This is a genomic window from Pseudomonas sp. UM16, assembly GCF_050312595.1.
Lineage (GTDB): Bacteria > Pseudomonadota > Gammaproteobacteria > Pseudomonadales > Pseudomonadaceae > Aquipseudomonas.
In genome coordinates this window covers 53,743-66,567 of record NZ_JBNPJT010000024.1, presented here as the reverse complement: position 1 = coordinate 66,567, position 12,825 = coordinate 53,743, and the positions used below count along the sequence as shown (strand labels likewise).

The window sequence follows — 12,825 nt, the reverse complement described above, 5'->3', positions numbered from 1 at the left end:
GGCTCCTGAGAGAATCGGGAGCACAGCATCGAGCATCAGATAAGCGCTTGGAATGTGGGGTTCATGGAGCGCTTACATTTGATTGAGGGCGGCGTTAAAGAGAAAGCAAAGCAATCGCTGCTGAGCTTCCTCGCAGGCGAATAATTTTCCGTTCAATAGAGGAGTTTTGCTCCTCTATTATTTCACGGGACGAGGTTCAGGATATGTCGAAATATGAGTTTGATATATGGGTGGGCGGTAGTTGTATTTCGCTGGTAGATAGAACACTTTCTGCGGAGCAGCGAGATGTTGTTTTTGGAATTCAGCGCGTGGCTGAGATTTTCGCCAACGCTAGGGCTGGTCGGTTTTCCGACGATAATTTCTGGGAAAAAAACTACATAAAAAAACAGCATGAGCTAGGTTGGTTGTTGCTTGAGGCTGACAACAAAAGCAACCAACGTACTTGTGTTAAGTCGTTCCAGTCCTGGCGGTATTTGTCTGAATTTTTTATTCCGCATATTCCGGACGAACTGCGTGTAGAGGCTATGAAGCAACTGGAGGCCTTTTTTACTTTGCCGACAACCCACCCTTTGTTGAAGGGGTTCCTGAAGCAGGCCGTGGTGCGTAGGACTGGCTCATCGGATTTCGATTCGCTTGCTGTTGAGTTTCGAGTGATCACCCGGTCAATGTGTCTTTATAGTGCTCGCCTATACATGCATACCGCCGAGCACGTTCAGAATGATTGGCATACACAGTTGTTTGCGCCAAGTGGGTTGAAAAGCGAGTGCCTGGCGTTCGGCGCAGACAGCTTGCATCAACAGGTCGTCGATGAGGTCAAGTCCGACTTGATTGGTTGGATGAAAAAGTCCCAGGCGAATCACTTCAAGAAAATCGATTACGCAGAATTCAGTCACCGCCCAGGCTAGGCGTTTAACAATGGTTACACAGGCGAGTGACGGAGCGGGCGCTGTGGTGGCAAGGGCGACTGCTGAGTTTCCTATCCCGGGCGTAATATTACGGCACCAGATAGCCTTTGATCCCGGTAAAGATAATCTGAGCTGCCAGCGCACAGACAAACAACCCCATCAATCGACTGACGATCTGCAAGCCCTGGTCGCCAAGTATCCGCTCGATCCGGTGCGAGAGATATAACACCAGGCCGACGGTGAAACTGGCCAGGGCAATGCTGGCGATGGCCAGCAACTTGTCATCCCAATGCGGCTGACCGACGCCCATGACCAACAGCGCGCCGATGGTGCCGGGGCCGACGGTCAGGGGAATGGTCAGCGGCACGATAGTGACATCTTGCTGTACGTTGTCGGTTTGCACCGCCGACTTGCCCTGAGCCATGCCCAGAGCGGAAATGAACAGCACGCTGCCAGCACCGATGCGAAAAGCATCAACGGTGATTCCGAACACGCCGAAGATTGCCCGCCCGAACAGGTATAACAGCACGCTGGCAATCAGCGCGGCGATGGCTACTTTCCAGGCCAGGCGTTTGCGCTCTTTGCTGGAATAACCACGGGTCAGACTGATAAAGCACGAGAGCACAAAAAACGGGCTGTAGAGCACGAGCATTTTCAGGTAAACGCTGAATAACTCATGGAGCATGGTCTGGGCTCGCGGCAAGGGAAACGTGGAAGAAGTGTATCAGGGCGGCCGCGTTTATGAGGTCGACACCTGATTGGATTCGGCTTCGCGATGCGCCACCCAATGCTCAATTAGCTCGCGCAATTGTGACAACTCGACCGGCTTGGCCATGTGCCCGTCCATACCGGCAAGGCGTGCACGTTCTTTGTGCTCAGCGAGAATATGCGCGGTCAGGGCTACCACGGGGGTACGCCTGCGCTGGTTGCTGACTTCCCAAATACGCAGTTGTTGAGTTGCCGAAAAACCGTCGAGCACCGGCATCTCACAGTCCATCAGCACCAGGTCGTAGTGCTTGGTTTTCATCGCCTGCAGGGCTTCTTCTCCGTTGCTGGCGGTGTCCGGTTCCAGGTTGAGCTTGCCGAGCATGCCGCGGATGACTTTGGTGGAAATGCTGTTGTCTTCAGCCACCAGGATGCGGAAGTCGCTCGGCAGGTTCAGCGTTGTGCCCAGGCCTGTCGGTGCCGGGAAGACCAACTGGTCCTTGCTGCGCTGGGCCAGTTCCTGCGCCAGAGTGGTCTTGAGGGTGTATCCAGCGACCGGTTTGGCCAGGATCCGTTTGACCCCGGCATTGCGCGCGATGACCTTGCTCGGCGCATTACTGATCCCGGTAAGCATGATCAACAGGATGTCGTGGTTCAGGCTCGGGTCTTCCTTGATCTTGGCCGCCAGTTGCATGCCGGTCATGCCTGGCATGTTCTGGTCGAGCAGGACCGCATCGAAATAATCGCGCAGGTGTGCCTTGGTGCGCAGCAAGGCCAGGGCTTCCTTGCCCGAAGGCACGGCGCTGACGTTCATACCCCAGGCACTGCACTGCTGTACCAGGACTTTGCGGCAGGTGTCATTGTCGTCTACCACGAGCACCCGGGCGCCACGTAGCGGGCCGTCGAGGTCGGTGGGCGGTTGTTCGAGGCGCTGTGGGTCGAGCGGCAGCGTCAACCACAATGTGTTGCCCAGGCCATGGCTGGTCTTGATCCCAAACTCGCCCTGCATCAGCGTGATCAGCTGCTTGGCAATGACCAGGCCCAGATGTCCGCCCAATTTGTTACTGGAAAGAAAATATTTACTGTGCAGTTCGGCCTGCAACAACGCTTCGCGTTCGCCTGGGGCAATGGGCTCACCACTGTCCTGCACGGCAATGCGCAAGCGTGGAGCGCTGCCGCGCTGGTCGAGCGCCACCACCAGAAGAATCTCACCCTGCTCGGTTTTCTTCAGGGCGTTTTCCAGCAGGCTCAGCAACGCCTGGCGCAGACGTGTCGGGTCACCGCTGATGACCCGCGGCACCTGCGGCTGGGTGAAGCTGATCAACTCGATATTTTGTTGTTCGGCTTTGGCGCGGAAAATACTCAAGCAATCTTCGATCAGCGCATTGAGGTCGAATTGCACGTCATCCAGCTCGATCTGGCCGGACTCGAGCTTGGAAATGTCGAGGATTTCGTTGATCAGCGTGAGCAGTTCGTTGCCGGCACTGTGGATGGTTTGAACGTAGTCGCGTTGTTTGACCGAAAGTGGTGTGCCCAACAACAGTTCGGTCATCCCTAGCACGCCGTTCATTGGTGTGCGGATTTCATGGCTGATTTTGGCCAGGAATTCGGCTTTGGCGTTGATCTCAGCGTTGCTGGCGGCCAGCTCGCGACTGGCACTGAAGCGCTCTTCACTGATCCGGCGCAGGCGTTCGCTGACCGACAGATTGAGCAGCAGGCCGCTGAAGCTGGTCAGCCCCAGAAGAATGAACAGTAACCATTGCGTTGGCGTTCGGGTCAGTCCGAGCAGTGCGGGCAGTACCACCAGGCAGCCAATATTGAAGACCAGCATCGCCAAGGTGAACAGTCGCGCGGGTGCATAGCCCTTGTACCAGTGGTAGCTGGCGATCAGCAGCATACTCAAGCTGCCCACGGCGAACAGCGCATAGGTCATCAGATTGAGCGGTAGAGTGTCGACGAATAGCAGTAGCAGGCCAGAGAGCCCGATCAGGATCATTTCCGTCTGTAGTAGGCGGCTCAGGCGTGGCTGGTCACAGGGGCTGAAAAACCGCAGCGTGAAGGTCAGGCCGGCCAGGCTTGCCAGCAATGCGGTGAGATATGCCGCGGGAGTCTGAGCTGAATGCCACAGGCTCCACCAGGGGCCACTGAGGTTGAGCAGAATCAAAGCGCTGAGCAGCATAAGCCCGTGGTAGACGGCCAGGCTCAGGCTGGCGGTAGAGCGTGAATAAGCGAACCGAATGAGGTTATGTAACATCAGCATCAGCAGGCAGCCGAACAGCAGGCCAAACATCAGCGACTGGCGCTGATCGGCGGCGACCTGGGCGGCAGGCTCCAGGCTGATGCTCGGACGCAATTGATGCTCGGAAACCAGGCGCAGGTAGATATCCAGCGTATGCGGGCTGTTCGGTAAAGCCAGTTGGTGGTCGCTGCTGCGTAGGGTCAGCTCGCCGCTTTCGGCGGCACGGCCGTTATGCATGTGCTTGATCAGGTGGTCGCCTTCAAGGGCGTAGAGATCAAGTCGAGACAAATCCGGTGCGAAGACCCGCAGCAATTGTTCGTGCTGGCCGGGTTCCAGGCGAAAGTGCAACCACAGCGCCTGATCTGGCGTTGCGGCATCAAGTTGGTTGAGCGGGATGGGACTGAATTGGTTGCGATAGCGCTCGGAGCGCACGTCACTGAGCTGCAGGTTGGCCTGTTCATCGAGCAAAACCGTCCAGCCACTGCTTTGTTCGGCCGACGCCGGGAACAGGCAGAGCAAGGTCAGCAGGCTGACGGTGAGGCCAATGGCAATCCTGAGCCAACGCACAACGAAATCCCTTCTTAGCAAAGTGCTGGACGATAACTATGCGCGGCGCGCCGAGGCGAAGGCAAGGCCCATGGCGGGCCTTGTCGCCGAACCGGAGGCAGGACGCCGGTGGCGTCGCTGCTTCCAGACGCTATTTTATTGCTGATCTTCACCACGTTCGCGGGCGATGGCGCGGTAACCAATGTCTGTACGGTAGAAGCTGCCTGCCCAGTTGATTTCAGCAGCCAGTCGGTAGGCTTGTTGCTGGGCGGACTCGACGCTGTTGCCCAAGGCAGTGGCGCATAGCACGCGACCGCCAGTGGCAACCACCTGACCGTCCTTGATTGCGGTACCGGCGTGGAAGACCTTGCCTTCAATCTTCGCAGCAGCATCTAGGCCATGGATTGCAGCGCCCTTGCTGTAGTCGCCCGGGTAGCCACCGGCAGCCAGGACCACGCCCAGGCTCGGGCGAGGGTCCCACTGCGCTTCAACCTTGTCCAGCGCCTTGGCGAAGGCGGCTTCGATCAGCAGTACCAGGCTCGATTCCAGGCGCAGCATGACCGGCTGGGTTTCCGGGTCGCCGAAGCGGCAGTTGAATTCAATGACTTTTGGATTGCCGGCTTTGTCGATCATCAGCCCGGCATAGAGGAAACCGGTGTAGATGTTGCCTTCTTCGGCCATGCCACGCACGGTCGGCCAGATCACCAGGTCCATGACCCGCTGGTGTACCTCGGTAGTGACCACTGGGGCAGGCGAGTAAGCACCCATGCCACCAGTGTTCGGGCCGCTGTCGCCATCGCCAACACGCTTGTGGTCCTGGCTGGTGGCCATCGGCAGGACATTCTTGCCATCGACCATGACGATGAAGCTGGCTTCTTCGCCGTCGAGGAACTCTTCGATCACTACGCGCGAACCGGCATCGCCAAAAGCGTTGCCGGCGAGCATGTCGCGTACGGCATCTTCGGCTTCGGCCAGCGTCATGGCGACGATGACGCCTTTACCGGCGGCCAGGCCATCGGCCTTGATCACGATCGGTGCGCCTTTCTCGCGCAGGTAGGCCAGGGCCGGTTCGATCTCGGTGAAGTTCTGGTAGTCGGCGGTAGGAATCTTGTGGCGGGCCAGGAAGTCTTTGGTGAAAGCTTTCGAGCCTTCCAACTGCGCTGCGCCTTTGGTTGGGCCGAAGCAGTCCAGGCCGCGGCTGCGGAACAGGTCGACGACTCCGGCAACCAGCGGACCTTCAGGGCCGACGATGGTCAGGGCGACGTTTTTCTCGGCGAAATCGGCCAGTTGTTCCAGGGCGCTAACGTCGATGTCGACATTCTCGCACTTGGCTTCGGTGGCGGTACCGGCGTTGCCCGGGGCAACGAAAATCTTTTCGATCCGTGGGTCTTGAGCAACTTTCCAGGCAAGGGCGTGTTCGCGACCACCGCTACCGATAATCAAAACTTTCATGTTGAAACCTCGATGACGCTAATTCTTCAATCAGGAGGTAAAGCCTCCTGCGCTTCTGCTTTGTATGCATTGCGGCCGTTTGACGATTAGTGGCGGAAGTGGCGCATGCCGGTGAAAACCATGGCGATGCCGGCTTCATCTGCAGCAGCAATCACTTCGGCGTCACGCATCGAGCCGCCAGGCTGGATCACTGCCGTGATGCCCACTTTAGCCGCGTTATCGATACCGTCACGGAACGGGAAGAACGCATCCGAGGCCATGACCGCGCCCTGCACCTGCAGGCCAGCATGCTCGGCCTTGATTGCAGCAATACGCGCGGAGTTCACACGGCTCATCTGGCCTGCGCCGACACCGATGGTCTGACGATTCTTGGCGTAGACGATGGCGTTGGACTTGACGTACTTGGCCACTTTCCAGGCGAAGATCAGGTCGTGGATTTCCTGCTCGGTTGGCGCACGCTTGGTGACCACTTTCAGGTCAGCCTCGGTGATCATGCCGATGTCACGGCTCTGTACCAGCAGACCACCGGTCACACGCTTGTAGTCCCAGGCAGCAGCACGTTCAGCCGACCACTGGCCACAGGCCAGCAGGCGTACATTGGCCTTGGCAGCAACCACGGCGCGGGCTTCTTCGCTGACGCTCGGGGCGATGATTACTTCGACGAACTGACGCTCGACGATGGCTTTGGCCGTTTCTGCATCCAACTCACGGTTGAAGGCGATGATGCCGCCGAAAGCCGATTCGGTATCGGTGGCATAGGCCAGCTCGTAGGCCTGGCGGATGCCGCCTTCAGCGTCCGGGCTCACAGCCACGCCGCACGGGTTGGCGTGCTTGACGATGACGCAGGCCGGCTTGACGAAGCTCTTCACGCATTCCAGCGCGGCGTCGGTGTCGGCCACGTTGTTGTACGACAGTTCTTTACCTTGCAGCTGCACCGCGGTGGCGATGCCGGCTTCGGCAGGTTTGCCTTCAACATAGAACGCCGCGCTCTGGTGCGGGTTCTCGCCGTAACGCATTTCCTGGGTCTTGATGAACTGGCTGTTGAAGGTACGCGGGAACTCGCTGCGACCCTCAGTGCTCAGAGTCTCGGCAGCCTGATTAACGGTACCCATGTAGTTGGCGATCATGCCGTCGTAGGCGGCAGTGTGTTCGAACGCCTTGAGCATCAGGTCGAAGCGCTGAGCGTAAGTCAGACCGCCAGCCTTGAGGCTTTCCAGAACCTGACCGTAATCGCTGGCATTGACTACGATGGCAACGTCTTTGTGGTTCTTGGCTGCCGAGCGAACCATGGTCGGGCCGCCAATGTCGATGTTCTCGATGGCGGTTGGCAGGTCACAGCCAGGCTTGGAGATGGTGGCTTCAAACGGGTAGAGGTTGACCGCGACCAGATCGATCGGCTTGATCCCGTGTTCGGCCATGATGGCATCGTCGGTGCCGCGGCGGCCAAGGATGCCGCCGTGGATTTTCGGGTGCAGGGTCTTGACCCGGCCGTCCATCATTTCGGCAAAGCCGGTGTAATCGGCAACTTCCACCGCGGCAACGCCGTTGTCCTGGAGCAGCTTGAAGGTGCCGCCGGTGGACAGGATCTCGACGCCAAGCTGTTGCAGCTCACGGGCGAATTCAAGGATCCCGGTCTTGTCGGAAACACTGATCAAGGCGCGGCGGATCGGCAGGCGGGTAGTCTGGTCGGTCATTTCAGATTCCATAACGCGGTGGAGTCAGCAAAAAAGGCGACCTCATCGAATGGGAGCCGCCTTTTCTGGTTTGGATGCTTGCTTACAATAAATCGTACTGCTTAAGCTTTTTGCGCAAGGTGCCGCGGTTGAGCCCGAGCAGCTCGCTGGCCTTGGTCTGGTTGCCCTTGACGTAGTTCATCACGCTTTCGAGCAACGGCGCTTCGACTTCCGAGAGCACCAGGTTGTACACGTCCGTGACGGCCGCGCCCTCCAGATGGGCGAAATAGTTGTGCAGCGCCTTTTCCACACTGCCGCGAAGGGTCTGACCCTCTTCGCTCGGTGTATTCAGGTGCTGTTTCAGGTTGACGTTGTCGCTCACGGGCGTTGTTCCACTCACTAAAGTCTCGGTCATCATCGTCATGCGGCCACCCCTTGTCCGTCCTCTGTCTCAAGGCTCTGTTCACGTTCGCGGAAAAAGCCACGAACGTCGGCGCACTGCGCTTGTGTATCTTCCAAACGATTGAACTGGGCGCGAAACTCCCTGGCGCCCGGAAGCGTTGCCAGGTACCAGCCGACGTGCTTGCGGGCGATGCGTACGCCCATGACATCGCCATAGAAGGCGTGCAGCGCGGCCAGGTGCTCCAGCAGAATGCGTTCCACTTCTTGCAACTGCGGCGCCGGCGAATGTTCGCCGGTACGCAGGTAGTGCTCGATCTCGCGAAAAATCCACGGCCGCCCTTGGGCTGCCCGACCTATCAACAGACCGTCGGCCCCGGTCGCCTGAAGCACGGCCCGGGCCTTTTCTGGCGAAGTGATATCGCCGTTGGCAAACACCGGGATCGACACTGCCTGCTTGATTTCAGCGATGGTGTCGTACTCGGCGTCGCCGGTGTAAAGGTCGGCGCGGGTCCGTCCATGTACCGCCAGTGCCTGAATCCCGGCCTGTTCGGCAATCTTTGCCACCGTCAGACCGTTCTTGTTTGCCCTGTCCCAGCCGGTGCGGATTTTCAGCGTGACCGGTACCTCCACAGCGGCAACCACCGCGTGGAGGATTTCGCTGACCAAGACTTCATCTTTCAATAAAGCAGAGCCTGCAGCTTTGTTGCAGACTTTTTTTGCCGGACAGCCCATGTTGATATCGATGATCTGCGCGCCCGCTTCGACGTTGGCCCGGGCTGCAGCGGCAAGCATCTGCGCATCGCCACCGGCGATCTGTACCGAGCGTGGCTCGGGATCACCTTGGTGAATCATGCGCAGACGCGACTTGCGGCTGTTCCACAGGCTCATGTCGCTGCTGACCATCTCCGACACCACCAGGCCTGCACCCATTCGTCGGCAGAGCTGACGAAATGGTTGGTCCGTGACCCCGGCCATCGGCGCGAGGATCAGGTTGTTCTGCAGTGTGTATGGGCCGATGCGTACCGCCGACATAGGAGTTCCCTGTTGTGGGGCCGGATCATTAGAGTTCGAAAAAGGGTTGGCATGATACCCGCTCTCGGTGACCGGATAAAGATGGATTTGGATAAAATCTGAACAACTGCGGCGTTATACCCGACAGTTTGGAGTGTCGGGCATTTTGGCCGGAAGCTATTCGGGGGAGCGGAAGCTCAGGCTGTAATTGACCGCCTTGGGCCCTGGATCGAGGATGTCCAGGGCGATGTGGATCGGTACCTGGCTGGGCATTTCGCCCTTGCCGGCCAGTTCGCCGCTGAGGTATTCGCCGGGTTTGAAGCGCCGACTCGCGATCAACTGACCGTTGAGGTCGGCAAAGCGCAGTTCCAGCAGCGGGAACGGCTGGATGAACGGTGCACGGTTGTAGATGATCGCGTCGACGATCAGTGCGCCGTTGAAGTCCGGGTGGCTGCGTACAACCAGATTGCTGCTCTTGATTCGGGCGATATCCACACGCGATGGCACTTTGCAGCCGATCTGTGGGCAGATCTGCTGGAACCAGGGGCGGTACTGGTCCTGACGGGCCAGTTCGTCGAAGTGGTACCAGATGTACTGGCCCGCCAGGGCGGCGGCGGCCAGCAGTACCAGGAATATCCACAGTAAGCGTTTGCCCCAATGGGCTTTTGGCTTTTGCCAATCCAACTGCAGTGGGTCGTCAACCAGATCGAGCAGCGGCTCCTTGCGCTCCGGGCGACTGGAAACTGGGCCAAGACCCGGTTCACGGCGCTCGTCTGCAGGATTCGGCAGGATTTCGAGGTCGTCGTCCGGCTCTTTGGCCGACAGATGCTCCATCGCGATCTCGTCACGTTCGGCGGCGATGGGCTGGGGATGGTGCGGTTCATCATCCAGATCGTCATCGAGTGGGTCCGGGGCCAGCGACAGCGACGGCTCGGTGCGCTCGCCGGGAGCGGGGGCAAGGTCCAGTGGTGCTTGTTCAATCAGCGGCGGTTGAGGCTCGTCGAGTCCTTCTGCCAGGGGCTCGCGCTCGCTGGCAGGAGTGCTGAACAGGCTGTCAGGCCAGGGCTGATCATCGCTCTCTGGCTCGTCACGGTGGGCGCTGAGGCTGTCCTCACGTGGCACGCTGGCCTTGAACTCAGTGGTCGGCTGGATCTCGCGTTGTTCCAGGCGCGCCAGTTCTTCATCCAGGTCGAGCTGGTCGAGGTCCAGTTCGGCAGCGCTCCAGGTGTGCTGTTGAGCTGGCGTCTCGGGGACAGGGGCTGGCACCGCGGGCTCGGCACTCGCCGCCTTTACCTCGGGCTGTTGCGCCGCACTTTGCTCCAGCAACTGCTTGGCGGCGTTGAAAACCTGCAGGCAGGCGCCGCAACGCACCACGCCGCGGGCCACGCTCAACTGATTGTGGCTGACGCGAAAGCTGGTCTGGCAATGCGGGCACTGGGTGACGAAACTGTCGGTCATGCGGCGGTCCGGGTTATACAGAAGGTTATTCTAGGCGCACTTAGCGGCGGCGACCACTGATGCGTACCCAGCCGTCGCGTACGGTAATCGGGTCCAGATCAAAGTCCTTGGTGTAGGCTGCGGCGACTTCTTCGCCCTGTTCGGCGAGGATGCCCGACAGTGCCAGCAGGCCACCGGGGCGCACCAGCGTCGACAGTTGTGTGGACAGCGAAACCAGCGGTCCAGCCAGAATGTTGGCCACCAGTACATCAGCCTGCATAGCGGGCATGTGTTCAGGCAGGTACAGGGCGAATTTCTCGTCAGCAATACCATTGCGCCCGGCGTTGTCGCGGGAGGCTTCCAGTGCCTGGACGTCGATATCGGTGCCGACCGCTTCGCGAGCGCCGAGCAACAGCGCGGCAATCGCCAGAATTCCCGAGCCGCAGCCGAAGTCGAGCACTTGTGCGTCTCGCATGTCCTGACCGTCGAGCCATTCCAGGCACAGGGCGGTAGTCGGGTGGGTGCCGGTGCCAAACGCCAGGCCTGGATCGAGCAGCAGGTTGACCGCCTCAGGCTCTGGCGCAGCGTGCCAGCTCGGCACGATCCACAGGCGCTGGCCGAAACGCATTGGCTGGAAGTTATCCATCCAGCTGCGCTCCCAGTCTTGATCCTCGATGACCTCGGCCTGGTGCTCCGGTAATGCAGCGCCGGTCAGCAGTTGCAGGTGGGCGAACACCGCAGAAGCATCCGTGTCGGCTTCGAACAAGGCCAGCAGATGCGTGTGCGACCACAGCGGCGTGGTGTTCAGGTCGGGCTCGAAAATCGGCTGATCTTCGGCGTCCATGAAGGTCACCGAGACCGCGCCGACTTCGAGCAGGGCATCTTCATAGGTTTCGGCTTGTTCCGGGCTGATAGCCAGACGTACTTGCAGCCAAGGCATGGCGGGCACCTTTGGAAAAATCTACTGGGGCAGCCCGAGGCTGCGCGAAGCGCGGAGTTTACGCCAGCTAGGCGCCAATGTGCACAGCTCGCGCCACTTTGTTCTGCGCTTGCAGTATGTATGTATGACATAGCGAGGCGCGGTACAACTCAGGATGCGCTCTTCTGAAGATAAGGAGTGCTGTGATAGCACACCAAAGGTCGTCAATCTGCTGGAATTGATTTGTTACGGATACGACGATAATGCGGGTATTGACCATCCTGATAGAGGCGTTCGTTCCAGTCTCGGTCAGGACTTGAGTCAACTGCGCAGTGCCGAGTTCGCTAGCTTTGCCCGTCGCGCCTATATTGGCGAGCAATACATCAAAGAGATTCGCGACACGTTCCTTGATCAGAATTCAGACAAGTATCGACAGCGGCAGCAATTGTTCGGTAGGGCGCTGTTAGGGGGGACCGAGACTTGCGTATCGCAGTTGATAGCCAGCAGATCAGTGTCGATGTGTACAACCGCCTCAGCGCACTGTCGACAGCGCTCGGTAAGACCATCACACATGGCAATGCGATGGCCGCTTCAGAGGTGATTCTTACCAGTGATGGCGTAGTCAGGTGCACAGTCGCCGACTGCGCTGTATTGGGGGGCTACGTACTGCGTTATTTCGATCAAGGCATGTCACACGATTGGCTTTACACGCCGCAAGTACCCTGCGCCAAGCCATCATCGCCCAGACCAAGGGTGATGCCGCCGTCGCACTGCGGCACTGGCTGGACGCCTCCTGGGGTGCATTGGGTGCTGTGTTGCAGCTGCCAGGGGTTGGTTTGCAGATGCTCAAGCCGTTGTTCACCGGACTGCGCCGATCAATCGTCGCTCCGCATGGTAACGCCGGGCGGGCGACTGTCCTGAATCGCTCAATGAAATTTGACAATCAATGGGCGTCAGAACCCTCGCAAAGCCTGGAGGAGGTCACTGAGGACGGCATCTGGAAGGGGACGTTGCGTAGCGTACCTTCAAGCGTTGCGCCGGATATCGAGCATTTTGTCCGCGACCGCGGCCGGCTTTTCAAGGTGATCCATGATGTCGAGCACAGCACCTTGCGAGTGGTGAAGGCCAATCGACCACAGGGTTTTCACCAGCAGGCTATCGTGCGTACCGCCGATGGCCGCTGGATACCCAATAGTACGGGCTTGCGCGGTGGTCATGCGGAGGATCTCGGCTGGATCACCGACCTGCGCCAAGTCAGCCGTGGCAACGGCAATCCGCTTGCCGCTCGGGGGGCTTTCCAGGGTGAAGCCGTGGTGGCGCGATTCAATCCCGACATTGCCGACAATTACTTGTTTTCGCTCAATGCTCAAACCTGTGTTGTAGTCTCGTTGTACAACCCCGCCACCCGGGCAGGTACGGATGCGCTCGCGCAGCAAGCCATTGCGATCATTGAGGTGTAACCCTGAGCGCAGGGCTGTCTCCGGGCAAACCTGCACTTTAAAACCTGCAAAAAAAAGACCCCGGCCAATAGGCCGG

General features: G+C 59.0%; 10 protein-coding genes. 2 read left to right on the top strand and 8 right to left on the bottom strand.

Annotation, left to right across the window (positions count from 1 at the left end):
* The first annotated feature begins 203 nt into the window (after positions 1–203).
* On the top strand, positions 204–905 hold the full coding sequence (locus tag ACQRAX_RS23125) for a hypothetical protein (RefSeq protein WP_412041430.1): 702 nt from the start codon (positions 204–206) through the stop codon (positions 903–905).
* 88 nt (positions 906–993) lie between these two features.
* On the opposite strand, the gene ACQRAX_RS23120 is transcribed toward ACQRAX_RS23125, so the two are convergent.
* The 8 genes from ACQRAX_RS23120 to prmA all read right to left on the bottom strand — a co-directional run bounded on the left by ACQRAX_RS23120 (position 994) and on the right by prmA (position 11,310).
* A complete protein-coding gene (locus tag ACQRAX_RS23120) occupies positions 994–1,590 on the bottom strand; it encodes a MarC family protein (RefSeq protein WP_412041429.1) in 597 nt (198 codons plus the stop codon).
* A 54-nt stretch (positions 1,591–1,644) separates the two neighbouring features.
* Complete coding sequence (locus ACQRAX_RS23115; protein ID WP_412041428.1) at positions 1,645–4,416, bottom strand: hybrid sensor histidine kinase/response regulator; 2,772 nt, start codon at positions 4,414–4,416, stop codon at positions 1,645–1,647.
* A gap of 135 nt (positions 4,417–4,551) precedes the next feature.
* On the bottom strand, positions 4,552–5,847 hold the full coding sequence (gene purD, locus ACQRAX_RS23110) for a phosphoribosylamine--glycine ligase (RefSeq protein ID WP_412041427.1): 1,296 nt from the start codon (positions 5,845–5,847) through the stop codon (positions 4,552–4,554).
* An 86-nt stretch (positions 5,848–5,933) separates the two neighbouring features.
* Entirely contained in the window at positions 5,934–7,541 is a 1,608-nt protein-coding gene (gene purH / locus ACQRAX_RS23105) for a bifunctional phosphoribosylaminoimidazolecarboxamide formyltransferase/IMP cyclohydrolase (RefSeq protein WP_412041426.1), read from the bottom strand.
* A gap of 82 nt (positions 7,542–7,623) precedes the next feature.
* On the bottom strand, positions 7,624–7,944 hold the full coding sequence (fis, locus tag ACQRAX_RS23100; protein ID WP_003186237.1) for a DNA-binding transcriptional regulator Fis: 321 nt from the start codon (positions 7,942–7,944) through the stop codon (positions 7,624–7,626).
* On the bottom strand, positions 7,941–8,954 hold the full coding sequence (gene dusB / locus ACQRAX_RS23095) for a tRNA dihydrouridine synthase DusB (RefSeq protein WP_412041425.1): 1,014 nt from the start codon (positions 8,952–8,954) through the stop codon (positions 7,941–7,943). Before dusB ends, fis begins: the two co-directional genes overlap by 4 nt.
* Positions 8,955–9,110: 156 nt before the next feature.
* Complete coding sequence (locus ACQRAX_RS23090) at positions 9,111–10,391, bottom strand: DUF3426 domain-containing protein (protein ID WP_412041424.1); 1,281 nt, start codon at positions 10,389–10,391, stop codon at positions 9,111–9,113.
* 40 nt (positions 10,392–10,431) lie between these two features.
* A complete protein-coding gene (prmA, locus tag ACQRAX_RS23085; RefSeq protein ID WP_412041423.1) occupies positions 10,432–11,310 on the bottom strand; it encodes a 50S ribosomal protein L11 methyltransferase in 879 nt (292 codons plus the stop codon).
* Between the two features lie 677 nt (positions 11,311–11,987).
* On the opposite strand from prmA, the gene ACQRAX_RS23080 reads away from it, so the two are divergent.
* Entirely contained in the window at positions 11,988–12,749 is a 762-nt protein-coding gene (locus ACQRAX_RS23080; protein WP_412041422.1) for a hypothetical protein, read from the top strand.
* Positions 12,750–12,825 lie beyond the last annotated feature (76 nt).